This window comes from Microbacterium shaanxiense (genome assembly GCF_054779995.1).
The window spans coordinates 237,434-261,435 of the sequence record NZ_BAAGXE010000001.1 but is presented as its reverse complement, the minus strand read 5'-3'; the positions used below and the strand labels follow the sequence as shown (position 1 = coordinate 261,435).

General features: G+C 68.2%; 19 protein-coding genes. 11 read left to right on the top strand and 8 right to left on the bottom strand.

The window, feature by feature from the left end:
* Positions 1-32: 32 nt before the first annotated feature.
* From tcuA to ACYVG2_RS01130, 3 genes are read left to right on the top strand one after another with little or no spacing between them, the layout of a single operon-like run.
* A complete protein-coding gene (gene tcuA / locus ACYVG2_RS01140) occupies positions 33-1,484 on the top strand; it encodes an FAD-dependent tricarballylate dehydrogenase TcuA (RefSeq protein ID WP_460779300.1) in 1,452 nt (483 codons plus the stop codon).
* Positions 1,485-1,536: 52 nt separating this feature from the next.
* Positions 1,537-2,586, top strand: coding sequence for a M24 family metallopeptidase (locus ACYVG2_RS01135; RefSeq protein ID WP_460779299.1), 1,050 nt, complete (start codon positions 1,537-1,539; stop codon positions 2,584-2,586).
* Between the two features lie 47 nt (positions 2,587-2,633).
* The gene (locus ACYVG2_RS01130) at positions 2,634-3,509 is read left to right on the top strand and encodes a glycoside hydrolase family 43 protein (RefSeq protein WP_460779298.1); all 876 of its coding nucleotides are present in this window, start codon (positions 2,634-2,636) and stop codon (positions 3,507-3,509) included.
* A gap of 24 nt (positions 3,510-3,533) precedes the next feature.
* Here the strand turns inward: ACYVG2_RS01130 and ACYVG2_RS01125 are convergent, their stop codons facing one another.
* The 3 genes from ACYVG2_RS01125 to ACYVG2_RS01115 all read right to left on the bottom strand — a co-directional run bounded on the left by ACYVG2_RS01125 (position 3,534) and on the right by ACYVG2_RS01115 (position 7,800).
* On the bottom strand, positions 3,534-5,177 hold the full coding sequence (locus ACYVG2_RS01125) for an MGH1-like glycoside hydrolase domain-containing protein (RefSeq protein WP_460779297.1): 1,644 nt from the start codon (positions 5,175-5,177) through the stop codon (positions 3,534-3,536).
* 77 nt (positions 5,178-5,254) lie between these two features.
* A complete protein-coding gene (locus ACYVG2_RS01120; RefSeq protein WP_460779296.1) occupies positions 5,255-6,571 on the bottom strand; it encodes an ABC transporter substrate-binding protein in 1,317 nt (438 codons plus the stop codon).
* Between the two features lie 206 nt (positions 6,572-6,777).
* Positions 6,778-7,800: a LacI family DNA-binding transcriptional regulator gene (locus tag ACYVG2_RS01115; RefSeq protein WP_460779295.1), complete on the bottom strand. Its 1,023-nt coding sequence runs from the start codon at positions 7,798-7,800 to the stop codon at positions 6,778-6,780.
* Between the two features lie 154 nt (positions 7,801-7,954).
* Here ACYVG2_RS01115 and ACYVG2_RS01110 point away from each other — a divergent pair, with 154 nt between their 5' ends.
* The 5 genes from ACYVG2_RS01110 to ACYVG2_RS01090 are packed head-to-tail and all read left to right on the top strand — an operon-like array spanning position 7,955 to position 13,158.
* Positions 7,955-8,896: a carbohydrate ABC transporter permease gene (locus ACYVG2_RS01110; protein WP_460779294.1), complete on the top strand. Its 942-nt coding sequence runs from the start codon at positions 7,955-7,957 to the stop codon at positions 8,894-8,896.
* On the top strand, positions 8,886-9,797 hold the full coding sequence (locus ACYVG2_RS01105; protein ID WP_460779293.1) for a carbohydrate ABC transporter permease: 912 nt from the start codon (positions 8,886-8,888) through the stop codon (positions 9,795-9,797). Before ACYVG2_RS01110 ends, ACYVG2_RS01105 begins: the two co-directional genes overlap by 11 nt.
* A 16-nt stretch (positions 9,798-9,813) precedes the next feature.
* Positions 9,814-11,163: a Gfo/Idh/MocA family protein gene (locus ACYVG2_RS01100; RefSeq protein WP_460779292.1), complete on the top strand. Its 1,350-nt coding sequence runs from the start codon at positions 9,814-9,816 to the stop codon at positions 11,161-11,163.
* A complete protein-coding gene (locus tag ACYVG2_RS01095) occupies positions 11,160-12,095 on the top strand; it encodes an NAD-dependent epimerase/dehydratase family protein (RefSeq protein WP_460779291.1) in 936 nt (311 codons plus the stop codon). Before ACYVG2_RS01100 ends, ACYVG2_RS01095 begins: the two co-directional genes overlap by 4 nt.
* The gene (locus ACYVG2_RS01090) at positions 12,088-13,158 is read left to right on the top strand and encodes a mandelate racemase/muconate lactonizing enzyme family protein (RefSeq protein WP_460779290.1); all 1,071 of its coding nucleotides are present in this window, start codon (positions 12,088-12,090) and stop codon (positions 13,156-13,158) included. The genes ACYVG2_RS01095 and ACYVG2_RS01090 overlap by 8 nt, the downstream gene beginning before the upstream one ends.
* Positions 13,159-13,182: 24 nt before the next feature.
* Here the strand turns inward: ACYVG2_RS01090 and ACYVG2_RS01085 are convergent, their stop codons facing one another.
* The 5 genes from ACYVG2_RS01085 to ACYVG2_RS01065 form a co-directional block, all read right to left on the bottom strand.
* Positions 13,183-14,367, bottom strand: coding sequence for an ROK family transcriptional regulator (locus ACYVG2_RS01085; RefSeq protein WP_460779289.1), 1,185 nt, complete (start codon positions 14,365-14,367; stop codon positions 13,183-13,185).
* A gap of 62 nt (positions 14,368-14,429) precedes the next feature.
* Positions 14,430-16,862, bottom strand: coding sequence for a beta-xylosidase/alpha-l-arabinosidase (locus ACYVG2_RS01080; RefSeq protein ID WP_460779288.1), 2,433 nt, complete (start codon positions 16,860-16,862; stop codon positions 14,430-14,432).
* Positions 16,863-16,887: 25 nt separating this feature from the next.
* The gene (locus ACYVG2_RS01075) at positions 16,888-17,778 is read right to left on the bottom strand and encodes a carbohydrate ABC transporter permease (protein ID WP_052166697.1); all 891 of its coding nucleotides are present in this window, start codon (positions 17,776-17,778) and stop codon (positions 16,888-16,890) included.
* Positions 17,775-18,791, bottom strand: a complete 1,017-nt coding sequence (locus tag ACYVG2_RS01070) for a carbohydrate ABC transporter permease (RefSeq protein ID WP_152594800.1) — start codon at positions 18,789-18,791, stop codon at positions 17,775-17,777. The genes ACYVG2_RS01075 and ACYVG2_RS01070 overlap by 4 nt, the downstream gene beginning before the upstream one ends.
* A gap of 8 nt (positions 18,792-18,799) precedes the next feature.
* Positions 18,800-20,098: an extracellular solute-binding protein gene (locus ACYVG2_RS01065; protein ID WP_460779287.1), complete on the bottom strand. Its 1,299-nt coding sequence runs from the start codon at positions 20,096-20,098 to the stop codon at positions 18,800-18,802.
* A gap of 152 nt (positions 20,099-20,250) precedes the next feature.
* On the opposite strand from ACYVG2_RS01065, the gene ACYVG2_RS01060 reads away from it, so the two are divergent.
* The 3 genes from ACYVG2_RS01060 to xylB all read left to right on the top strand — a co-directional run bounded on the left by ACYVG2_RS01060 (position 20,251) and on the right by xylB (position 23,951).
* Positions 20,251-21,249 carry a LacI family DNA-binding transcriptional regulator gene (locus tag ACYVG2_RS01060; RefSeq protein WP_460779286.1) on the top strand — a complete coding sequence of 333 codons (999 nt, stop codon included), beginning with the start codon at positions 20,251-20,253 and terminating at the stop codon, positions 21,247-21,249.
* Positions 21,250-21,338: 89 nt separating this feature from the next.
* Positions 21,339-22,529 (top strand): xylose isomerase, encoded by a 1,191-nt coding sequence (xylA, locus tag ACYVG2_RS01055; RefSeq protein WP_460779285.1) that lies wholly within the window; start codon positions 21,339-21,341, stop codon positions 22,527-22,529.
* 3 nt (positions 22,530-22,532) lie between these two features.
* Positions 22,533-23,951, top strand: coding sequence for a xylulokinase (gene xylB / locus ACYVG2_RS01050; protein WP_460779284.1), 1,419 nt, complete (start codon positions 22,533-22,535; stop codon positions 23,949-23,951).
* The last annotated feature ends 51 nt before the right edge of the window (positions 23,952-24,002 follow it).

Sequence of the window (24,002 nt, the reverse complement as noted above, 5' to 3'; positions counted from 1 at the left end):
GATGTCGAGATAAATCAGTCAAGGAGGATGTTGTGGCGGAGATCGATGTCATCGTGGTCGGCGGCGGAAACGCCGGATTCACCGCGGCCCATGCCGCCGCAGCACGCGGCCGCAGCGTCGTACTGCTCGAGCGCGGCACCCGCGACGAGGCCGGTGGGAACAGCTTCTACACGGCGGGCGCGACACGCGTGCCTCACGACGGCCTCGACGATCTGCTCCCGATCATCGAACCCGACGAGCGCCACGAGCGCTCCACCGTCCCGCCGTACTCGGCCGAGGACTTCCGAGCCGACCTGGTCAAGGTGACCGAAGGCCGCAATGATCCTGAGCTCACCGAGGTCCTCGTCACCGAGGCCCGCTCGACAGTCGACTGGTTGGCCTCGCTCGGGCTGAAGTACCGGCTCATGTACGAGCGACAGGCCTACGACCGACCGGACGGGTCGTTCCTGTTCTGGGGCGGTCTGCACGTCGGAAACGTCGGCGGCGGCGAGGGTCTCATCGCCGATCACACGCGTGTGGCGCTCGAAGAGGGCGTCGATGTGCGATACGGCCAGCACGTCACCGATCTCGTCACCTCCGACGATCGTGTGGCCGGTGTGCGTCTCGCCGACGGCACCGAACTGCACGCGCACTCCGTGATCATCGCCGCCGGCGGCTTCGAGTCCAACCCCGAGATGCGCGAGGCCGAGCTGGGTGCGGGGTGGGCGAATGCGAAGGTGCGCGGCACGCCTTTCAACACCGGCGAGCTCCTCTCCGCAGCGCTGGCGCTCGGTGCGGCCCGCGGCGGCGACTGGACGACCTGCCACTCCGTCCAGTGGGACGCGTTCACCGAGAACAACGAGTCCAACCGCGAACTCACCAACCGCCTCACGCGGCAGTCGTACCCGCTCGGCGTCATCGTCAACCGCGATGGCCAGCGGTTCCTCGACGAGGGAGCGGATTTCCGCAACTACACGTACGCCAAGTACGGCCGCGAGATCCTCGCGCAGCCCGGCTCGGTCGCATGGCAGTTGTTCGATGCGACGCTGCGTCCGATGTTGAGAGTGGAGGAGTACGACATGCCGGGCATCTCCGTGGAGACCGCGGACTCGATCGGCGAGCTGGCCGATCTGATCGGCGTGCCGTCCGCGGCGCTGGAGCGAACGGTGTCGGAGTTCAACGACTCGATCGATCGTTCCGTCGCATTCGACCCCACGGTGAAAGATGGTCGCCGTGCGGAGGTCGAGCCCCCGAAGAGCAACTGGGCGTCGCCACTCGAGACCGGGCCTTTCTACGCCTACGGCGTCACGTGCGGCATCACGTTCACCTTCGGCGGGGTGAAGACCGACACCCACGGACGCGTCCAGCGCGAGGACGGCACCTTCATCGACGGACTCTTCGCGTGCGGCGAGGCACTCGGCGGCCTGTTCTCCAAGAACTATCCCGGCGGCTCCGGCCTCACCGCGGGAATGGTCTTCGGGCGACGGGCCGGCGCCGCGGCCTGATGCGAGCGCGCCACCACGTGCGTGAAAGCGGTTTCTCGGATAGCCTGGCGTCATGCCTGCCGTCTCTGCCGACCGACCTCTCAAGCTGGAGCGGCTGCGCCGCATTCTCGATGCGCACGATGCGGAATCGATCACTCTGACACGGCCGGAGAACCTCGCCTGGTACTTCGACGGAGCGCGCACAGGCGTCCCGTCCGGCGGCCCGGCGGTGTTCTCCGCCGTCGTCCACTTGGACGGGACTGTGATCGTGACGGCACCGGTGAACGAGGCCCAGCGTCTCTCCGACGAAGAGATCGCCGGCGCCGAGATCCATACGGTTCCGTGGTATTCGGATCCCGCGCAGTCGGGCGCTGAAGCGCTCCGCGATGATGAGCTCATCGAGGAACTGCGACGAGCACGGGCGACGCTCCTGCCCGCGGAACGGCAGCGCTACCGCGCTCTGGGCCGGGATGCGGCCGCGGCCATGACCTACGTCCTGCAGACCGCACGCCCGGACATGACAGAGCACGATCTCGCCGCCGACGTCGCTCACGCCGTCCGGTCCACAGGCGCCGAGCCTTCGGTGATCCTCGTCGCGGGTGCTGCGCGGGGCGGCATCCAGCACCCGCTGCCGACGTCTGCCGCCATCGGCGAGCGCGTCATGGCCGTCCTCACCGCCAAGCGCTTCGGTCTGCATGTGAGCGTCACCCGCTGGGCGCGGTTCGGCGGTGCCGAGACTCCTGCGGAGATCGCGCTTCGGGAAGTCGAAGCCGATGCGTTCGCAGCCACCCGGCCCGGGCGCGAAGTGCGCGAGGTTCTCGGCGACATCGCATCCTCCTACGCCCGGCACGACTTCGGTGCTGTCGACCGGCCCGCGTGGTGTGAGCATCACCAGGGCGGACCCACCGGCTACCTCGGAAGAGATCCCAAGGCGACCCCGACCGACTCGATGCTCGTCGCCTCCGGAGGAGCTTTCGCGTGGAACCCCTGGGTGCCGCACGCGAAACTCGAGGACACCGTCATCGTCGACGCCGACGGCATCGAGGTGCTCTCAGCCGATCCTGTATGGCCCACCGTGCAGGTCAGGGGCCTTCCCCGCCCGACCGCCCTCGATCTCTCCTGACCCCGGCCAACCCTCCCGGCACCGTCCGGCACGCAAGGAAACCAGACATGCACCTCGATGACATCCAGATCCGAGATCCGTTCGTCCTCACCATCCCCGGCGAAGAGCGATCCTGGCTCTTCGGCAGCACCGATGAGAACATCTGGAGCGGTGCCGCGACCGGGTTCGACACCTACTGGACGACCGATTTCGAGGAGTGGCACGGGCCGCTCCCGGCTTTCCGGCCGACCAACGGCTTCTGGTCGCACACCCAGTACTGGGCACCGGAGGTGCATGCATACCGCGGCGCCTATTACATGTTCGCGACCTTCACGGCCGAAGGCCGACGTCGCGGCACGCAGGTCCTGCGATCGATGAGGCCGGAGGGTCCCTACGAGCCGTGGTCGGATGGCCCGCTGACGCCGCACGATTGGGAGTGCCTGGACGGCACGCTGCACGTCGAGGACGGCGTACCGCACCTCGTGTTCTGCCACGAGTGGAAGGACGTCGGGGACGGTGAGATCCACGCCGTGAGGCTTAGCGACGACCTGCGCGCCGCCGTCGGCGAACCGATACTGCTGTTCCGTGCCTCCGAAGCGCCTTGGGCGCGCTCGATACCGAGACCCGAATTCGATGAGGTGTTCGTCACGGACGGCCCGTCGATGCATCGCACGGCCGACGGACGCCTCCTGATGCTGTGGTCGAGCTTCGGCGAATCCGGGTACGCGATGGGCGTCGCTACGTCGGCGTCCGGTGCGGTCCTCGGACCGTGGACGCAGAGCGCGGACGCGATCTGGCCCGCCGACGGCGGGCACGGCATGATCTTCGCGGCTCCCGACGGGCAACTGTTCCTCACGTTGCACACGCCGAACCGCACACCGGACGAGCGTGCGCGATTCTTCCGCCTCGAGGAGACGGCGGAGGGGCTGCGGCTGCGGCGCTGAACGGCGCGAGCGCGAGCCGGTGCGTCAGGCGAAGACGGGACCGACGAACTCGACCTCGACGCGCTCCGACGGGACTCCCCCGGCGAACACGACGCGCTCGTTCGGCGCGACGCTCAGAGCGATCGTGCCGCTCGGCAGGCTCAGCTCGCCCGCCACGGGTTGCGCCGTGAGCCCGATGACCGCGCTCACGTCTCCGCCTTCGTCTGTCACCACGCGCCACCCGCGGGGGAACGAGAACGCGGGCGCACCGTCGCGGAACACCTCGACGAGATCGTCGTCGGCCACCAGCTCCCACTCGACGCCGTGCACGGTCCTCGCGTATCCCATCGCTTCGGCAGCCGCGCCGTGGTCGAGCCTCGTCGGCGCCAAACCGGAGAACCAGATCTCTCCATCCGGTCGCACGAGCACTCCGCTGTGGCGTTCCACCGCGTCGAGGAACCACAGGATCGACGGGGAGTACACCTCGGTGTAGCCCGCAGCGCCCGACCACGGATCGAGGCACTGGGGAAAGCGATCGGCCACGGCGAGAGCGGCGAGCACCGGCGATGACGCCAGAGCGAGCTCGGCGACGTGACCATGGCGTTCGAAGGCATCCGGGGCGCGCAGCTGTGCGAGGAAGTTCACCGGGCCGCCCCAGGAGTTGCGCGAGGAGTCATGGTCGAACCTCGGGTCATCCATCGCCACGGTCGTGAAGCCGTAGTGCGCGAGGAACTTGCCGGTGTTCATCAGGTAGCGGCGCAGGCTGGCGGCGAAGAACGACTCGTCGCCCACCTCGCACGCCAGCACCCGCGCGAGCACATCGGTCTGGATGCGCACGTGCCGACCAGAGCGGTCCCTGTCGTAGTAGAAGCCGTCCTCCTCGTGGAAGCACTGCTCGTGCAGCGCCTCGAGCGACGCCTGCGCGGCGTCCCGCCATGCCTGACCGTCCTCGCCCAGCTCCTCTGCGATGAGTCCGAGATAGGTGCGCTGGCATGCGACGTTCGCCGTGAGGTCGGGCGCCGCATACGGGATGCCCGATGCGGCGGGATCGTACTCGCGGGCGTCTGCGCGGAATGCGCGATCAGGGGCGAACCAGAACCGGGGAGAGAGGTCGTGTCCGGTGTCGAACGTGCAGAACGCCTCCACGGCGCCCGTCCCCCTGGTGTCGCGGTAGCGCGCGAGCCATGAGTCGTAGCGGACCATCACCGGGTACATCGTCTGCAGCAGCTCACGATCGCCCGTCGACGCGAAATGACGCCACACGACCCTGGCGAGCGGCGTGACGATCTGGATCTGGCTGAAGCCGGCGCCGTCAGCGGTCACCTTGTAGGGGATCATCCCGTCATCGCGCTGGTGCTCGGCGAACAGCAGCAACGTGGCCTTGGCGATCTGCGGCGCGAACCGCCCGAGCACCTCGACGTTGATGGTCCCCGTGCTCTCGAGCCAGGAACCGTGATAGACGCCGCCTTCGTTGAGCACCGGAGCGCTGCCGGCGAGCGGCCGGATGCAGCGGTCGAGCTCGGCGAGCGCGGTGTGCCAGCGCTCCTCCAGCGGACCTCCGAGTGCGACGAACCGCACGGAGGATGCCGCGAGCTCGATGCCGAGCGGCGATCCCGCGATGTCCGCGCTCGCGGCCGGCTCTGAGGCTCTCAGCCGTCGAAGGGCCTGCGCCCGTGCATCCTCGGTCATCATTCCCCTTCGTCATCCGTGTGCACGGGTGCGGACGACGACGCGTGTCGCCGTCCGCACCCGTGCACATCGGAGCCTTACTGCAGAGCCGCTCCGAGCTCGTCCACCCACTGCTGCCCTGCTTGCTCGGGCGTGGCCTTGCCGAACAGCACGTCGGATTCCATCCGCTGCGACAGCTCATTCATGATCGCACCGCCTGCGGGCTGCGGAGGTGCGACGACGCCCTCTTCGAGCACGACGTCGACGTAGTCGGCTGCGACCTGTCCCGGCTCGCTCAGCAGCGGCGCGACGACGGCGAGCGTCTCGGGGTTGAACGGCACACCGCGTGTGTCGAGGATGAGCTCCGCCGCAGCCGGCTCGTTCAGGAACCAATCGACCAGCAGAGCTGCGGCCTCGGGGTGAGGTGTCGCCGCGTTGATTGCCCAGAACGCCGACGGGAGCAGGGCGACTCCGGAGGTCTCCGTCGATGTGGGAGGCAGCATCATCTGCACGTTCTCGCCCGCCGTGGCGTAGGCGCCCATGAGGTTGCTGTAGCCGAAGGTGACTGCGGCCTGGCCCAGCGTGAACGGCTGCTGGTCGGGCGGAAGCTGCCAGTTGGCGGTGACGACGGACGGGTCGGGCAGGCCTCCCCCGTCGGCGAGCTGCTGCTCGATCTCGTACCAGCCCGTGATGTCCTCGGCGGTGACGTCGAGGGCGCCCTCCCAGTCGTACATGCCGAGCTCGCTGACCTGACCGGCGTACGTGCCCATGATGTCCTGGATGCGAAGATCCAGACCGTAGATCGGCTGACCCGCTGCATTGGTGAGTCCAGCGCTGCCGATCGCGTTGGCGGCGTCGATCAGGTCGTCCCAGCTCCAGCCCTCGCTCGGCGCCTCGACTCCGGCCTGCTCGAAGATGTCGACGTTCACGAAGGCCGCGGTCGCGTTGCCTCCCGACGGAAGGCCGTACAGGGTGTCATCGACCAGTGCGCTGGTCAGCGAGAACTCCGGGTACTTGCTGTAGTCGAGCTCGTCGCTCACGGTCGACAGGTCGAGCAGGGCACCGAGCTCGCCGTACTCCTGCGGCTTGGCTCCGCCGAGGGCGAAGACATCGGGGGCCGTGTCGCCGCCTCCTGCGAAGTCCGTCGCCAGGCGGTTGAACAGATCGTCGGGGGCGCCGACCGGCGTCTCGACGACGGTGATGTTGGGGTATTCGGCCTCGAACAGGTCGATGACCTCGGCGAACATGGTGGCGCGGGCGTCGTCGCCCCACCAGGACATCTCGAGTTCGATCTCCTCATCGGGGTCGAACTCGCCGCCGTCGGCCTGAGAGCCGCCGGAGCAGCTGGTGAGTACGAGCGCTGTGGCGACGGCGATCGAGCCGATGGCCGCGCGGGAGCGTGTGTTACGCGTCATTGCGCCTCTTTCGGGTTGAGGCCGCCATCGTGGCGGCCGAATGGATTGCGGGTGTCAGGTGCAGCGATCTCGCACGTCGAGCTCAGCTCGACCTGGTGGAGAAACCGCTTTCACGTGAAGCTAGCATCACGAGCTCGACGTGTCAACGGATTCTGCGGAGCCGACAACAAACGACGAGTTCGTCGGCGCGGAAGGGCGCGAACGGGTCAGACCTCGTCGGTCGAGGGCGCGGCTGCGGTGGAATCGCGCGTTTCGACGCGCGGCTGGAACACCACATTGTGCCCCGGTTGCTCGCCGCTCATGAGCGCGCGCATCCGCTGCCACGCCAGCACGCCGAGCTCGGAATGCGAGACGGATGCCGTCGTCAACGCCGGAGCCACGTACTGGGCCAGCGGGATGTCGTCGAAACCGGTCACCGAGACGTCGTCAGGCACGCGAACGCCCAGCTCCCGCAATCCGCCGATCAGCCCGATCGCGACGAGGTCGTTGAACGCGAGCGCCGCCGTGACGCCGCTCTCGTGCACCGCGGGTGCGGCCGCCCGGCCGTCTTCCGACCCGGCGCCGGCGGGGATGCGGACGAGGCGCACGTCCGGGTGCTCGCGGATGAAATCGTCGAGTCCTCGTTCGCGGTGCGCGTTCGAGGCGCTGCGCTCCGGACCGTACACGTACGCCAGGGAGCGATGCCCCAGATCGTGCAGATGCTGCGCGAGAGCGGAGATCCCCGCTCGGTAGTCGATCGCGAGGGACGGCGCCGTGATCCCGGGCACGCTGCGGTTGATGAGCACCAGAGGATGGAGCTGCGCGGCCAGAGCGGCGAGCTCCTCCTCGGGCATGCGAGGGGCGCAGAGCACGATCGCATCGGTGCGCCGACGGATCTCCACCGACAGCGGTCCCTCCTCGGAAGGGGTCTCCCCCGAGTCGGCGACGAGCACGCGGTAGCCGTCGAGCGCGGCGGTCTTGCTGAGCCCGGCGAGCACCGATTGGAAAGCGGGGTTGGCGAGGTCGGGCACGACGAACGCGATCGCGTGCGTGCGCCCCAGCGCCAGGCTGCGCGCCAACGGACTGGGCGCGTAGGCGAGCTCGCGCGCCGCCTCGCGAACCCGCTCGGCGACGTCCGGCTCTCCGCCGAAGCGTCCGTTCATCACCCTCGACACCGTGGCAGGGGACACGCCTGCGCTGCGCGCCACATCGGCGATCGTGACACTCCCGCGGTGTGCGGTCATCGCCATCCCTCCTGGCCGGGCGGGTGCCCGATCAGTGCCACCATACCGGCGTCGGCTTGACGAATCGCCTCGGACACGTCAATAATCGGATCATTCGTGAAACCGCTTTCTCGAGAAATCCGATTCGTCTCGAGAGCGAGAGATCTGACAAGGAGGTCACGTGAGCAGTCTCGGCGAACTTCGCACCATAGCGCGTTCTCGACGCGCCGGAAGTGGGCGCGTCAGAGAGAAGTACCCCGACAACAAGGCGGCGCTGGTATTCCTGCTGCCCTGGCTCGTGGGGCTTCTCGGCCTCACGATCGGCCCGATCATCGCTTCTCTCTACCTCTCATTCACCGACTACAACCTTCTCCAGCCCCCGGTCTGGTCGGGCCTGAGCAATTTCTTCGAGATGTTCGGAGACGCCCGGTTCTGGAACTCGGTCCGCGTCACGATGATCTACGTCTTCGTCGGCGTGCCCCTGCAGTTGGCGCTGGCGCTCGCGCTCGCGATCCTGCTCGACAAGGGCATGCGCGGGCTCTCGTTCTACCGGTCGATCTTCTATCTGCCCTCGCTTCTCGGCGGGTCGGTGGCGATCGCGATCCTGTGGCGCCAGGTGTTCGGCAAGGACGGCATCGTCAACGGCTTCCTCGCCTGGTTCGGCATCGACGGCCCAGGGTGGATCGGGCATCCCGACTTCGCGCTCGGCACGCTCATCGTGCTGCACATCTGGACTTTCGGCTCGCCGATGGTGATCTTCCTCGCGGGACTCCGGCAGATCCCGGAGATGTACTACGAGGCGGCGTCGATGGACGGCGCAGGCCGGATCCGTCAGTTCTTCTCCATCACCTTCCCCCTGCTGACCCCGGTGATCTTCTTCAACCTCGTGCTGCAGATCATCTTCGCCTTCCAATCGTTCACCCAGGCCTACGTGGTCTCGGGCGGAACGGGCGGCCCGAGCGATTCGACGATGTTCTTCACGCTCCTGCTCTACAAGGAGGCCTTCACCGAGCTCGACATGGGATACGCCTCGGCGATGTCCTGGTTCCTGCTCGTCGTGATCGCGGCCTTCACCGCGTTCAACTTCTGGCTTTCGAAGTATTGGGTGTTCTATGACGACTGAAACCGAGACCCTCCTGCGGCCGAACCGGACCGACCGGCCTGCGCGTCGGTTCGCCAACTCCCGCTCCCGCCTCCCGCAGCGACTGCGGTCGATCGGCAAGCATGTGATGCTCACCGGCGTCTCGTTGCTGATGATCTACCCGCTGATCTGGCTGGTGGTGTCGAGTCTGAAGCCCAACGATCAGATCTTCCGCGACCTGAGCGTCTTCACCACCGACCTCACTCTGGAGAACTACACCAACGGGTGGAACGACCTTCAGGCGCCGTTCGGCGTCTTCCTGGTCAACTCCTCGATCATCGCGCTCGGGGCGATCGTGGGAAACCTGGTCTCCTGCTCGATGGCCGCGTACGCCTTCGCACGATTGAAGTTCCGCGGCCGCACGCTGGCGTTCACCCTGATGCTCGGCTCGATCATGCTGCCCTTCCAGGTGCTCCTGGTGCCGCAGTTCCTGATCTTCAAGGAACTGGGCTGGCTCAACACCTTCCTGCCGTTGGTCGCACCGAAGTTCCTGGCAACCGAGGCGTTCTTCGTGTTCCTGATGGTGCAGTTCATCCGCGGACTCCCGAAGGAGCTGTTCGAGGCCGCCCGGATGGACGGCGCCGGCCACTTCCGCAGTTACTTCCAGATCACCCTGCCGATGATCATCCCGTCGCTCGCGACCACCGCGATATTCACGTTCATCTGGACCTGGGGCGACTTCTTCGGGCCGCTGATCTACGTCAGGCTGCCCGAGCTGTTCCCTGCTTCCCTCGCGCTGAAGGGCTTCCTCGACGCGCAGTCCAGCTCCGACTACGGGTCCATGTTCGCGATGAGCGTCGTATCCCTCCTGCCCCTGTTCCTCGTCTTCCTGTTCGGTCAGCGCTTCCTCATCAAGGGCGCAGCGACCTCAGGCATCAAGTGATCGGAAGAACCCTCGAATGACCCGCCGCCGCTACGCACTGGTCGGTACCGGCTCCCGCGCCCAGATGTACCTCGACGCGATAGCCACCACGCACGCCGACGTGGCCCAGCTCGTCGCCTGGTCCGACACCAACCCCGGCCGAGCGCAGTGGTCGTCGGACCGCCACCCCGCTCTCGGCTCGCCGGCGTGGTTCGCGCCCGATGACCTCGCAGACGCCGTGCGCACGCACCGCGTCGACAGGGTCATCATCACCTCCCCCGACTTCACGCACGCCGACCACATCGTCACGGCTCTGGATGCCGGAGCGGATGTCGTCGTCGAGAAGCCGTTGACGACCGACGAAGAGGGTGTGCGGCGCATCGCGGAGGCGGTGGAGCGCACCGGGCGTGATGTCACCATCACGTTCAACTACCGCTACTCGCCGCGCAACACAGAGCTCAAGCGCGTCATCGCCGCCGGTGAGATCGGCGAGGTCACCGGCATCCACTTCGAATGGGTGCTCGACACCGCGCATGGAGCCGATTACTTCCGTCGCTGGCACCGCATCAAGGAGAAGTCGGGCGGACTGCTCATCCACAAGTCGAGCCATCACTTCGACCTCGTCAACTGGTGGACAGCCGATGTGCCCGCTCGCGTGTTCGCGTCGGGAGGACTGCGCTTCTACGGCGCGCAGAACGCCGCGAAGCGCGGACTCGCCGCCCGACCCGAACGCGGCACGACGGATTCTCCTCTGCGAGACGCGTTCAGTCTCGATCTGCGCACGGATGCGACCTGGAAGGGCCTCTACCTCGACCAGGAGCAGCACGACGGGTACCTGCGCGATCGTGACGTGTTCGATGAGGGGATCACGATCGAGGACAATCTGTCACTCGTGGTGGACTACGCCGGAGGCGCCTCCATGTCGTACTCGCTCAACGCGCACTCCCCGTGGGAGGGCTACACCGTCGCGATCAACGGCACGCTCGGCCGGGCCGAGCTGACGGTCGTCGAACGCGGAACCGTGCTCGTGGACGAGGACGGCCGCACGGTGGTCGACCCCAGCGCCCGCCCCGATCTGGTCGCGGACGACGCCACCCGGCCGGTCTCGGAGCGTCTCGTCGTGCAGAAGCACTTCCAGCCTGCGCGCGAGGTCCCGATCCCGGAGGGGGTCGGGGGCCACGGCGGCGGCGATGCCGTGCTGCTGCGCGACGTGTTCGTCGGCGGGCAGGTCGATCCGCTCGGGCGCACGGCGGACTGGAGCGATGGGGTGCGCAGCATGGTGGTCGGACTCGCCGGCAACCGCTCGCTCGCCGACGATCGCGCTGTGCGCATCGACGAACTCGATCTCGGTCCGGCCGGCGCCGCTCTCGCCGGCTTCGCGCAGTGAAGGCCGGCGGTCGGGTCATCGTCACCGGCGGCGCCGGGCGGCTCGGACGCAGCGTCGTCCGGGCTCTGACGGATGCCGGATACGAGGTCGTCTCGATCGACAGGGCGAAGGTCGAGGACCTTCCTGCCGAGCAGCGGCAGACCGACCTTCTGGATGCGGCCGCCACGCGCTCCGTGTTCGCCGAGCTCGCCCCCGATGCCGTGGTCCACCTCGCCGCCATCGCCGTGCCGGGTGCACTGCCCGACCCCGAGGTCTTCGACATCAACACCCGTCTGGTGTGGAACGTGCTCGAGGCGACCATCGCGGCGGGGGCGGGCGCCCTTCTCGTGGCGTCGAGCCCGACCGTGATCGGCTACGGGTCGCCGTCGGGGTGGAGCCCGGCGTACCTGCCGCTCGACGAGCAGCATCCGCTCGCCCCGTGGAACGGTTATGCGGTCTCGAAGGTCGCCATCGAGCAGATCGTACGGATGGCCGCGCGCCGTAGCGGCGACACCGTGCGCTTCGGCGCCTTCCGCCCCTGCTACGTCATCGCCCCCGAGGAATGGGCGGGGGCCGAGACCCAGCAGGGCCACACCATCGCCGAGCGTCTCGCCGACCCGGCGCTCTCCGCCGTCGCGCTGTTCAACTACGTCGATGCCCGCGATGCCGGAGAGTTCGTGCGCAGCTGGCTCGAGCACGCGTCCGAGATCCCGAACGGAGAAGTCTTCTTCGTCGGTGCTCCGGATGCTCTGCTGGATTCGCCCACCGGCCCCGCGCTGACAGCGTTCGTGCCTGGTACCTCGGAGATGGCGGCGGGCCTGCCCGCCGATGCCGCAGTCTTCTCGTCCGCTCACGCGGAACGACTGCTCGGCTGGCGTGCGCGTCACACCTGGCGCACCGAGCTGGGTGACCTCGCAGCATCCGATCAGCCCCAGGAGTCGTTCCGTGCGTGAGCCCGCTCCACTGATCACGGACGTGCGCACCCGGCTCATCCGCATCCCGCTGACTCGGCCATGGGGCGCGGACGTCACCGACATCCGCGTCGTCGAGGTGACGATCGTGTGCGAAGACGGCAGCGAGGGCCACGGGTTCTCGTGGACGCCGTCTATCGGAGGCGGCGCAGTGAAGGCGATGCTCGACGAGGACCTCGCGCCGTTCCTGCGCGGCCGGCCTGCGCATCCCGAACTGTGGGATGCCGCGTGGGTGCATCTGCACGAAGCCGGTGGGGGTGGAGTGACGACCATCGCGCTCGCGGGTGTCGATCTCGCGCTCTGGGATCGGCTGGCGCGGGCGGCCGGCACGAGCGTGACCGCCGTACTCGGCCGGAATCACGACCGGCTTCCCGTCTACGGCAGCGGCGTGAACCTGCACTACACGCTGGATGAGCTCGTCGCGCAGGCCGAGCGCTGGGTCCGCGCAGGGCACGAAGCCGTGAAGATCAAGGTCGGCCGGCCCGACCCTGCCGAGGATCTCGATCGCGTCGCCGCGGTGCGCTCCGTGATCGGCCCCGATCGCCGTCTGCTCGTCGACGCCAACCAGCGTTGGGATCTGGAGACAGCGACCCGACGCATCCAGGCGTTGTCCGCCCACCGAATCGGGTGGGTGGAAGAGCCGCTGCGTGCGGATGATCTGGCAGGACACGCAGAGCTGCGTCGGCGCATCGACGTGCCGATCGCGCTGGGTGAGAATGTGCACACCATCCACCGTTTCCGGGACTTCCTCGATGCCGGAGCCGTCGACGTCGTCCAGCCCAACATCGTCCGCGTGGGCGGCATCACGCCGTTCCTGCGGATCGTCGAGCTCGCCGGGCAGCGACAGGTGGAGCTCGCACCTCACCTGCTTCCCGAGCTCTCCGCTCAGGTGGCGTTCGCCCTCCCGGAGCAGAGCTGGATAGAGGATGTCGAAGACGCCGGATTCGCCGCCCTCGGGGCGTTGAGCGAGACCGCGCGGCTCGCGGTCTCGAACGGCTGGATCACGGGCGGGCCGTCGCTCGGTCTCGGGCTGCGGTTCCGTTGACGGCGGCCGCGCTCAGCGCGGACGTCACTGCGTGAGCGACTCGAGCGTGCGCGCCGGATCGTTCAGCAGCGGCGCGAAGGCTGCTTCCGCCGCGCCGATCAGGAGGCGGTCGGCGCCCAGGGCCGCGGGGCGGATCTCCACCTGCTCGCCGGGCGCAGCGAGCGAGTTCGCCCGTACGTCGGCGGTGAAGCCGTCGGGGTCGCTCTCGCTCAGCATTCCCAGGAACCCGCCGAGCACGATCATGGACGGGTTGAGGACGTTCACGGCGTTGGCGAGGGTCGCCGCCAGGATCCGTCGCTGACGCACGATCTCCTCGACCACCTGCGGACGATCGACGTCCGCGAGCGCTGCGGCCAGGGCCGGGTCGTCGACCGATCCGAGGCCGGTGACCTGCAGCAGCCTCGCCCTGTTGACCTCGTCCTCGAGGACCCCGCCCTGGGTGCGACGATCGGCCTCGGCCGGGATGCTCGGGCGCGTCTGACCCCACTCGCCGGCATATCCCCCTGCGCCGGAGATCAGTATGCCCTGCAGGATGAGACCGCCACCGATGCCGCTGGCACCCCCGTTGAGATACACGACGTTCCCGTGCTCACGAGCCGCCCCGAACAGGCGCTCCGCTCGCGCGCCGAGCGAGGCGTCGTTGTCGATGGCCGCCGGCAGTCCGAGCCGCTCGCAGAGCGGGGAGCGGAGGTCCTCGTCGTGCCAGTCCAGGTGCGGAGCCAGTCGTACGAGGCCGTCCTCGACACGGACCAGACCGGGAACGGCGACGCCGATCCCGACGAAACGGCTCTCAGCGAGCGGACCCGCCCTCCAACCGGCGACGACCTCCTCGACGACACGGACGACTTCCTCGATGCTCGGCGCTGCGTCGCAATCGATCCGAGCCCGTTCACGCACCCGCCCGGAGAGGGCGACAGCGCCCACCTCGATCGCGTCGACCTCCGGATTCACGGCGACGGCGATCACGTCGTCGCCCGCCGCCACGATCGGCGACGGCCTGCCTACTCGACGAGTGGGGTCGGGTTCCTGCTCGACGACGAGCCCGCGCGAGGCGAGCTCCGCGACCAGGTCTGCGACGGTCGAGCGGTTGAGCCCGGTCTCCGCCGTGATCACCGCGCGCGAGCGCGCGCCGAGCTGATGCACGAGTCTCAGAACCTCGCCGAGGTTCGCCGCACGTACGCGTTCGACGCTCGATGCCCGCTCTGCCATCGTGTCCCCCACCGTCTCCCATTAAGTTGCTCATGACACGTTATCCGGTCGGCGGCCGTCGATCAGCGAGGCACGTCGGAGGAGATCGCCTCCTCCGACAGCGAACCGGATGCCGCGTCGAACTCCACGGCACCGGATGCCACCACGGCTGCGGTCGCTCTACGCGGATCCGCCGTCGTGAGCACGTGCACGTCGCCCGTCACCGCCACCGTCGAGCGCGCGGTCGCGTCGCCGGCCGCCGCGGTCGCCGCTGCGTCTGCGCCCACCCACACCTCGACGTCGCCCGGTTCGACGACCCGGGTCATCGTCCGATCGCTGAAGGCGAAGCGCTGGGTGGGGACGTCGAACCTCACGGTCGCCGACTGCCCAGGCTCGAGCGCCACACGGTGGAAGGCGAGCAGCTGCGCCACCGGCCTCGTCACCGAGGCGACGACATCCCTGCCGTACAGCTGCACGACGTCGTTCACCGCACGCTCACCGACGTTGGTGACCTCGACGGAGGCGGAGAAGGTCTCCCCTGCGCCCACCTCCGGATCCACCACGAGGTCCCCGTACGCGACACGCGAGTACGAGAGTCCGAAGCCGAACGGCCGGACCGGGGTCGGGTCTGTGGCCGTGACGTCCGACGCCCCGCCGAGTCGCGGGTGCAGGTAGGTGAACGGCTGCGCTCCCGCCGCCCGCGGCAACGACACGGGCAGCCTGCCGGACGGATTGACCCTGCCGGAGATCACACCGGCGAGCGCTGCGGCCCCTTCTTCCCCTGGGAAGAACGTCTGCAGCACCGCGGCAGGCCGGTGCTCGCCGTCCAGCGCCCAGCCGATCGCGTACGGCCGACCGGTCAGGGCGACCATGACGACCGGAGTGCCGGTCGCGACGACCGCCTCGATGAGATCGCGCTGCACACCGGGCAGCTCGAGGGTCTCGGAGTCGTTCCCCTCCCCCACGGTGCCGCGGCCGAACAGACCTGCCTGATCACCGACGACGACGATCGCCACCTCCGCACCCGCGGCGGCCGCGACGGCCTCCTCGAATCCGGTGCGGTCGTCGCCCTCCACGTCTGCGCCCCGGGCGTACACCACGTCCGTGCCTGCGCGGGCCTCGGCCCTGAACGCCTCCAGGAACGTCGGGATCTCGAAGCCGATCTCGTATCCGGGATGGTGCGCGAGAACGTGATTGGCGAACGAATAGCACCCCATCAGCGCTTCTGCGCGGTGCGCGTTGGGCCCGATCACCGCGATGCGGGTCGGGGCGGCCTGCGCGCCCTGGAGCGGGAGGATGCCGTCGTTCGACAGCAGCACGATCGACTCCTCCGCGATGCGACGGGCGATGTCGCGGTGGCGCAGTGAGTCCAGATCGATGAGGGCCGGCGGCTCGTCCTCGAACACGTCCGGCTCGAGGAGTCCGAGCTCCTCCTTCTGCGCGAGCGCGCGCAGGACCGCCCGATCGACGAAGGCCTCATCGAACTCGCCCGCCCGGATCCGCTCGGCGAGCGGGGCGAGATAGGCGTCGCCGGTGGGCAGTTCCACGTCGATGCCCGCGGTCAGCGCGGCTGCTGCCGCACCGCCGCGGTCAGCCGCGACGGCGTGCATGACCTCGAGGAACGCCACCGCGAAGTAGTCGGCGACGACCACGCCGTCGAAACCCCAGCGCTCCCGCAGCAGATCCGTGAGGTACTCCGCGCTGGAACCGAGCGGCACACCGTCGATCTCGGCGTAGGAGTTCATGACCGATCGAGCGCCGCCGTCGAACAGCGCCATCTCGAACGGCGGCAGGAACACGTCCGCGATCTCCCGCGGCCCCGCGGACACCGGAGCGTGATTGCGCCCGGCGCGCGAACCCGAGTACCCGACGAAGTGCTTCAGCGTGGCATGCACGCCGGCGGACTGCAGACCGGTGACGTACGAGGTGCCGAGCACGCCGACGACGTACGGGTCCTCCGCGATGCATTCGTCCACCCGTCCCCAGCGAGGATCGCGGATGACGTCGAGCACAGGTGCGAGACCCTGATGGATGCCGAGCTCGCGCATCGACTCCCCGATCGAGGCGGCCATCTCCTGCACGAGGTCGGGGTCGAACGTCGCGCCCCAGGCCAACGGCGTGGGGAACGCCGCTGCCTTCCAGGCCGCGAGACCTGTGAGGCATTCCTCGTGCACGAGGGCGGGGATGCCCAGTCTCGTCTCGCGCTTGAGACGCCGCTGCTCCGCCCAGAGCCACGCGGCGCGCTCGGCCGGTTCGACAGGGCGGGTGCCGTACACGCGCGTGTAGTGGCCGAGACCGTTCCTGGTCACGTCCTCCAACTGGCCGCCGTCCTGCTGGCCGGCCGCCATCTCGGACTGCATCGGTGCGACGACGCCGTTCTGGTCGAGCCAGTACCCGACGATCTGCGCGAGCTTCTCCTCGAGCGTCATCTGCGCGTGCAGCGCACGCACTCGCTCCGACACTGCGGGCATGGCGGGAACTCCCGCGTTGGTATCCGACACGGATCTCTCTTTCATCTCTGCTGAGACCTATGTGGTCGGTTCAGCCCTTGACCGCGCCGGTGAGCCCACCGACGATCCGACGCTCGAACATGCTGAAGAAGATCAGCGCGGGCAGCATCGACAACGACGTGTACGCGAGCACCCTCGCGGTGTCGACCGAGTACTGCGACGAGAAGTTCTGCACCCCGAGCGGGAGGGTGAACAGACTCGCATCGTTGAGGATGAACAGCGGCAGCATGTATCCGTTCCACGATCCGATGAACGCGAGGATGCCCACCGTGATCACGCCGGGCAGGCTCAGCGGGATCACCATCCTCCAGAAGAAACCGAGCCTGGAGGCGCCGTCGATGGATGCCGCTTCCTCCAGCTCCTTCGGGATGGCCCGCAGGAACGGCACGAGGATGATGATCGTGGTCGGCAGGGCGAAGGCGATCTGCGGCAGGATGATGCCGCCGAGGCTGTTGACCAGGCCGAGGTTGCGGATCAGCAGGTACAGCGGTGTGATCGCCACGGTGATCGGGAACATCAGACCCGCTGCGAAGAACGAGTACATGATGGCCTTGCCGCCGAAGTCGTACCGGGCGATGACGTAGCTGGCCATCACACCGAGGATGACGGCGCCGAGCGTGGTGCCGACTGCGGCGATCGTCGAGTTGACCATCGCGGTCCAGAACTCGCTGCTGCCGAGCACGTCGGTGTAATTGCCGATCTCCCACGGCGCGGGCCAGCCGGACGGGTCGGTCGTGATCTGCGAGTTCGTGCGGAACCCGCCGATGATGATGTAGAGGATCGGCGTGATGCAGACCGTGATCAGGATCAACGCGACCAGGTAGACGCCGGGGCTCCCCCATCGCACACCGGATGGCGAGCGTCGGCGTCCGCGCGGCCCGATGGCCTGAATGGCCACGGAGGTCTTCAGAGTGTCGGTCATCGCCGGCGCCCCTTTCGGCTGTCCCCCGTCAGCGCACCCTCGGTGTCGCGGCGGAGCACGAACCGCTGGTACACGAGAGCGACGACGAGTGAGATGAGGAAGAGCATCACGGCTACCGCGTTGCCGTAGCCGTAGCTTCCGGCCAGATGCCCGTTCTGGTACATGTAGGTGGCCATGGTCGATGTGCCGGCGGTCGCCGCGATGTACTGGCCCCAGATGATGTTGACGAGGTCGAACAGCTGCAGCGAGCCGATGATCGACAGGAAGGCCCAGATGCGGATGGTCGGTCCGAGCAGCGGAAGAGTGATGCTCCACTGCGACTTCCAGAATCCGGCGCCGTCGATGGCCGCCGCCTCGTAGAGCTCTTCGGGGATGGACTGCATACCGGCGAGCATCAGGATCACGGCGAAGCCGATGTACTTCCACGTGATGATGATCATCAGCGACCACATCGCTATCGCCGGATCCGCGATCCACGAGTTCTGCAGCGCGCCGAGGCCCACCTTCTCGAGGAGGGAGTTCAGCGCCCCGGCATCCTGGAGCATGAGGCTCCAGCCGGTTCCGACCACCACCTCGGCGATCACGTACGGGGCGAAGATCAGCACGCGGATCACGGAGCGTCCGCGGATCTTCTGGTTCAGCAGAAGTGCGAACAGGATCGCGATCGGCCCTTGCATGAGCAGTGAGAGGACGACGATCGTGAAGTTGTGCCCCACGGCTGCGCGGAACGTGTCGTCCTGCAGCATGAGGGCGTAGTTGTCGAGTCCGACGAACTCGGTGGGCCAGCCGTAGCCGTTCCATTTGAAGAAGCCGTAGAACGCGGCCATCATCACCGGGAAGATGACGAAGCCGACGAAGATCAGCAGTGCGGGTCCCGCCAGGAGCGCGATCTCGCCACGTTTGCGCCAGTCGGGACGCCGCGGCGCCCGTGTCGGGACCGATGCACGATCGGTCCCGACACGGTTGCTCCTCGCAGGCGCAGTGGATGACATCAGCGCCTGAGATTCGGTCATTTCGCTTGTCAGCCCCTCGCCGCGGCGTTCGCGATGCTGTCGACGAGCTTCTGCGGGTCGCCCTGACCTGCGAGCATCTCGACGACACCGGTGTTCAGCGCGTTTCCGACGTTCTGGCCGAGCGCGGTGTCCAGCCACAGCGACACGTACGGTGCCTTGCTGTATGCCTCCATGAGCGGCTTCAGCGACGGGTCGGTCACTGCACCGGTCGCATCCTGGTTGGCGGGGATCGTCTGGAAAGCGGTGGCGTACCCCTCCTGCCATTCCTTCGACGAGACGAAGTTCAGGAACTCCTCGCAGGATGCCGGGGAGTCGGTCGAGCACGAGTACCCGTCGACGCCGCCCATCATCGCGCCGGCTTCGCCGTCGCCGCCGTCAACCTCGGGGAACGGGAACCAGCCGAGGTCCGGCAGCGGCTGCTCGTCGGGGGTGAGACCGGCGATCACGCCGACGTCCCACGCGCCCATGAGCTCCATGGCGGCCTTGTGGTTGGCGACGAGACCGGCGGACGAGTTCGCGCCCTGCTGAGCCGTCGTCGTCAGGAAGCCCTCGTTGAACGGCTCGGTCTCCGCGAACTCGTTGAGGTTGTCGGCGGCGTCCAGCCAGCACTTGTCGGTGAAGTCGGGGCTCGTCGCCAGGTTCTCGATGACGTCCTGTCCGCAGGCGCGCACCGCGAAGAAGTAGTACCAGTGCGCCGCGGGCCAGGCGTCCTTCGGGCCGAGAGCGATCGGCGCGATCCCTGCCGTCTTGAGCTTGTCCACCGCGTCCTCGAGCTCGGCGACGGTCGTCGGCTCGGAGGCGATGCCGGCCTGCTCGAACAGATCCTTGCTGTAGAAGATTCCGCCGGGCAGCACGGCGCTGGGCACGCCGTAGATCTTGCCGTCGACGGTGAACGCACTGAACGGAGCCTCTCCGAGAGCCGTCTTGACGTCGTCGTCGATGAGGTCGGTGAGGTCCTTGACCTTGCCGGCAGCGACGATGTCGGCGAGCTTGCCGCCGCCGCGCGCCATGAAGATGTCCGGCATGTCACCCGAGTTGACGGCGGTCTGGAGCTTGCCGTCCATGTCCTCGTTCTGGATCGAGGTGACCTTGACCGTCACCTCGGGGTTCGCCTCGTTGAACGCGGCCGCGGCGTCCTCCCAGTACTGCTTGCCGTCACCGGTCGTCGAGTTGTGCCACATGGTGAGCGTGGTCTCGCCACCCTCGCCTTCGCCGCCGCCACCGCTGGTGCCGCTGCACCCGGCCAGGACGAGCGATCCCAGTGCGACGACTGCGGCGCCTGCCGCCAATGCCTTTCGCATCTTCATGCTGTGTTCTCCTCTTCTTCGAGTTCTCGTGCAGCGCGACACGACATTTGTTGCCAGCCACACCAATGTGTTCGTGTGCCCACTCTGACACCGCTCCCACGAACATGTCAAACGATATCGATAACGTTTTCTATTCGGTTAGGCTGACTGGCATGAATGCTCGGCCAACCATCACCGACGTGGCCCGAACGGCCGGCGTGTCGGTGGCCACCGTCTCGAAGGCGATCAACGGACGCGACGGCGTCTCCGCCACGACTCATGCACGCGTGCTCCGCGTGGTGGCCGAACTCGGCTACGAGAGTTCTCTGGTCGCCACCTCGATGCGGCGCGGCAGGACGAACGTGATCGGCGTGCTCGTCGCCGAGTTCGAACCCTTCGCCCTCGAACTGCTGCGCGGAGTCTCGACGGCGCTGGACGGCACTCCCTACGACGTGCTCGCGTACGCCGGCACGGTCTCGGCCGGCGATCACCTCGGGTGGGAGCGCCGCTCGCTCTCACGTCTCGGCGGCACGCTGATCGACGGAGCCATCCTCGTCACCCCCACCACCACGCCCGAGCGCTCGAACGTCCCGATCGTCGCGGTCGATCCACACACCGGCGCCGATGGACCGGCGACCGTCGCCGTGCACAGCCTCGACGGCGCCCACGCCGCGACCGAGCATCTGATCTCGCTCGGACACCGTCGAATCGGGCATCTCCGCGGCCGCACCGACCTCGAGTCCGCCCACCAACGCGAGCGCGGGTACCGTGCCGCACTGAAGAGCGCCGGCATACCCTTCGATCCCGCGCTCGTCGCAGAGGGCGGGTATCGCGCCGCGAGTGCGACCGCCGGCTCCCACGCGCTGCTTGATCTGGACGACCGACCGACCGCGGTGTTCGCGGCGAACGATCTCTCCGCCCTCGAGATGATCAGGGTCGCGGCGGAGCGCGGCCTGCGGGTGCCTGACGACCTGTCCGTCGTCGGGTTCGACGACATCCCGGAGGCGGCATCCCATGTCCCACAGTTGACGACGGTGCGCCAGCCCCTGGCCACCATGGGCACCGCCGCCGTGCGCGTGCTGCTCAGCATGCTCAGCGGGGGCGAGCCCGAGCACGTCCGCATGCCGGCCGAACTCATTGCGCGTGGTTCCACGGCCGCGCCGACGCGCTGACGCACCCCGTTCGGCATTGCGACCGGGGCGGTGCCCTGATATGTTTTTACTCACAACAATTCACCATCGATGTTGAAAGCGACTTCCTCATGGCACTCACCCCCACCCGCGAAGACAAGTTCTCGTTCGGACTCTGGACCGTCGATTACAACGGCACCGACCCGTTCGGCGGCCCCACCCGTCCCCGTCTCGACGTCGTGCACGCCGTCGAGAAGCTCGCAGAGCTCGGCGCTTACGGTCTGACGTTCCACGACGACGACCTGTTCGCGTTCGGTTCGACCGACGCCGAGCGCCAGAAGCAGATCGACCGCCTCAAGGGCGCGCTCTCCGACACGGGCATCGTCGTCCCGATGGTCACCACGAACCTGTTCAGCGCGCCGGTGTTCAAGGACGGCGGCTTCACCTCCAACGATCGCCAGGTTCGCCGCTATGCGCTGCGCAAGGTGTTCCGCCAGCTCGACCTCGGTGCAGAGCTCGGCGCCAAGACCTTCGTCATGTGGGGTGGCCGCGAGGGCGCCGAGTACGACTCCGCGAAGGACGTGCGCCAGGCCCTCGAGCGCTACCGCGAGTCCGTGAACCTCCTCGCCGACTACGTCACCGACAAGGGTTACGACATCCGCTTCGCGATCGAGCCCAAGCCGAACGAGCCCCGCGGCGACATCCTGCTGCCGACGCTCGGCCACGCGATCGCCTTCATCGGCTCCCTCGCACGCCCCGAGCTGTTCGGCGTGAACCCCGAGGTCGGCCACGAGCAGATGGCGGGCCTGAACTTCGCGGCAGGCATCGCCCAGGCGCTGTTCCACGAGAAGCTGTTCCACATCGACCTCAACGGTCAGCGCGGCATCAAGTACGACCAGGACCTCGTGTTCGGTCACGGCGACCTGCACAACGCGTTCGCGCTGGTCGACCTGCTCGAGAACGGCGGCCCCGGCGGCGTCCCCGCCTACGACGGCCCGCGTCACTTCGACTACAAGCCCAGCCGCACCGAGGACGAGAACGGCGTGTGGGACTCGGCAGCTGCGAACATGCGCACCTACCTGCTCCTGAAGGAGCGCGCAGCGGCGTTCCGTGCAGACCCCGAGGTGCAGGAGGCGCTGGCCGCCTCCAAGGTCGCCGAGCTCGCACAGCCGACGCTGAACCCCGGCGAGAGCTACGACGACTTCCTCGCCGACCGCAGCGCCTTCGAGGACTTCGACGCCGACGCCTACCTCGGCGGCAAGGGCTTCGGCTTCGTCCGTCTGCAGCAGCTCGCCACCGAGCACCTGCTCGGCGCTCGCTGATCCATGTCGAACGGCACGCAGACACTCGTCGCCGGCGTCGATTCGTCGACGCAGAGCTGCAAGGTCGTCGTGCGCGACCTCGCGTCCGGAGCGGTCATCCGCTCCGGACGCGCCGGTCACCCTGACGGCACCGAGGTCGACCCCGCGGCGTGGTGGGAAGCGCTGCGCAGCGCCATCGCCGATGCCGGCGGTCTCGACGACGTCGCCGCAGTCGGCATCGGCGGACAGCAGCACGGTCTGGTCGCCCTGGATGCGCAGGGGCGGGTCATCCGGCCCGCTCTGCTGTGGAACGACACAAGATCGGCGGATGCCGCGACCGCACTGACCGCAGAGATCGGCGCCGCGGAGTATGCACGGCGCACCGGCGTCGTACCCGTCGCTTCGTTCACGGCGAGCAAGGTGCGCTGGGTGGCTGATGCCGAGCCGGAGAATGCGGCCCGTATCGCGGCGATCGCACTCCCCCACGACTGGCTCACGTGGCGCCTGCGCGGCTACGGGCCGTCCGACGAGTCGCCGCTGGGCCCCGTGCTCGACGAGCTCGTCACAGATCGATCCGATGCCAGCGGCACCGGCTACTTCGACTCGGCTCGAGGCGAGTACGACCGTGAACTGCTCGCGATCGCGCTGCGGCGGGATGCGACCGGCATCGTGCTCCCCCGTGTGCTCGGCCCCGCCGAGCACGTCGAAGGTCAGAGCGGGATCCTCGTCACGGCCGGCGCGGGCGACAACGCCGCCGCCGCACTCGGAATGGGCGCGGGCAGCGGTGACATCGGAGTCTCGATCGGTACGAGCGGAACGGTGTTCGCCGTCACCGATGTGGCGGTCGCCGACCCGACCGGCACCGTGGCGGGATTCGCCGACGCGGCCGGAGGCTTCCTGCCGCTGGTCGCGACGCTGAACGCGGCGCGGGTGCTGGATGCCACGGCATCCCTCCTCGGGGTGGATCACGACGAGTTCTCCCGGCTCGCGCTGAGCGCAGAGCCCGGCGCCGACGGTCTCGTGCTGCAGCCGTGGTTCGAGGGCGAGCGCACGCCGAACCTCCCTGACGCCACCGCTTCACTGTTCGGCATGACCCTCACCTCGACGAGCCGCGAGAACCTCGCTCGCGCGGCGATCGAGGGCGTGCTGTGCGGCCTCGCAGACGGCCTCGACCGCATCCGTGCGCACGGCGTGAAGGCCGAGCGCATCCTGCTCGTCGGCGGCGCAGCGCAGAGCGAAGCCGTGGCACGCATCGCGGCGCAGGTGTTCGATGCGCCCGTCGTGGTTCCTGCACCCGGAGAGTACGTGGCGCTCGGAGCAGCGGTACAGGCCGCCTGGGGCCTCAGCGGCGCCGCGCCGGAGTGGCCGGTGGAGATCACCGCGCACCCGGAGGCCGACACGCGCCCGATCATCCGAGAGCAGTACGCCGCCCGTCTGCCCTGACTACTCCCCCGCTCGCCGTCGACACAGGCCATCCCGTTTCGTGCCGGGTCG

What these genes read in the sequence shown, in the direction of transcription:
- ACYVG2_RS01135 (WP_460779299.1), top strand. Translation starts at nt 1,537, where the DNA reads ATGCCTGCCGTCTCTGCCGACCGACCTCTCAAGCTGGAGCGGCTGCGC.
- ACYVG2_RS01130 (WP_460779298.1), top strand. Translation starts at nt 2,634, where the DNA reads ATGCACCTCGATGACATCCAGATCCGAGATCCGTTCGTCCTCACCATC.
- ACYVG2_RS01125 (WP_460779297.1), bottom strand. Translation starts at nt 5,177, where the DNA reads ATGACCGAGGATGCACGGGCGCAGGCCCTTCGACGGCTGAGAGCCTCA.
- ACYVG2_RS01120 (WP_460779296.1), bottom strand. Translation starts at nt 6,571, where the DNA reads ATGACGCGTAACACACGCTCCCGCGCGGCCATCGGCTCGATCGCCGTC.
- ACYVG2_RS01115 (WP_460779295.1), bottom strand. Translation starts at nt 7,800, where the DNA reads ATGGCGATGACCGCACACCGCGGGAGTGTCACGATCGCCGATGTGGCG.
- ACYVG2_RS01105 (WP_460779293.1), top strand. Translation starts at nt 8,886, where the DNA reads ATGACGACTGAAACCGAGACCCTCCTGCGGCCGAACCGGACCGACCGG.
- ACYVG2_RS01100 (WP_460779292.1), top strand. Translation starts at nt 9,814, where the DNA reads ATGACCCGCCGCCGCTACGCACTGGTCGGTACCGGCTCCCGCGCCCAG.
- ACYVG2_RS01085 (WP_460779289.1), bottom strand. Translation starts at nt 14,367, where the DNA reads ATGGCAGAGCGGGCATCGAGCGTCGAACGCGTACGTGCGGCGAACCTC.
- ACYVG2_RS01080 (WP_460779288.1), bottom strand. Translation starts at nt 16,862, where the DNA reads ATGAAAGAGAGATCCGTGTCGGATACCAACGCGGGAGTTCCCGCCATG.
- ACYVG2_RS01075 (WP_052166697.1), bottom strand. Translation starts at nt 17,778, where the DNA reads ATGACCGACACTCTGAAGACCTCCGTGGCCATTCAGGCCATCGGGCCG.
- ACYVG2_RS01070 (WP_152594800.1), bottom strand. Translation starts at nt 18,791, where the DNA reads ATGACCGAATCTCAGGCGCTGATGTCATCCACTGCGCCTGCGAGGAGC.
- ACYVG2_RS01065 (WP_460779287.1), bottom strand. Translation starts at nt 20,098, where the DNA reads ATGAAGATGCGAAAGGCATTGGCGGCAGGCGCCGCAGTCGTCGCACTG.
- ACYVG2_RS01060 (WP_460779286.1), top strand. Translation starts at nt 20,251, where the DNA reads ATGAATGCTCGGCCAACCATCACCGACGTGGCCCGAACGGCCGGCGTG.
- xylA (WP_460779285.1), top strand. Translation starts at nt 21,339, where the DNA reads ATGGCACTCACCCCCACCCGCGAAGACAAGTTCTCGTTCGGACTCTGG.
- xylB (WP_460779284.1), top strand. Translation starts at nt 22,533, where the DNA reads ATGTCGAACGGCACGCAGACACTCGTCGCCGGCGTCGATTCGTCGACG.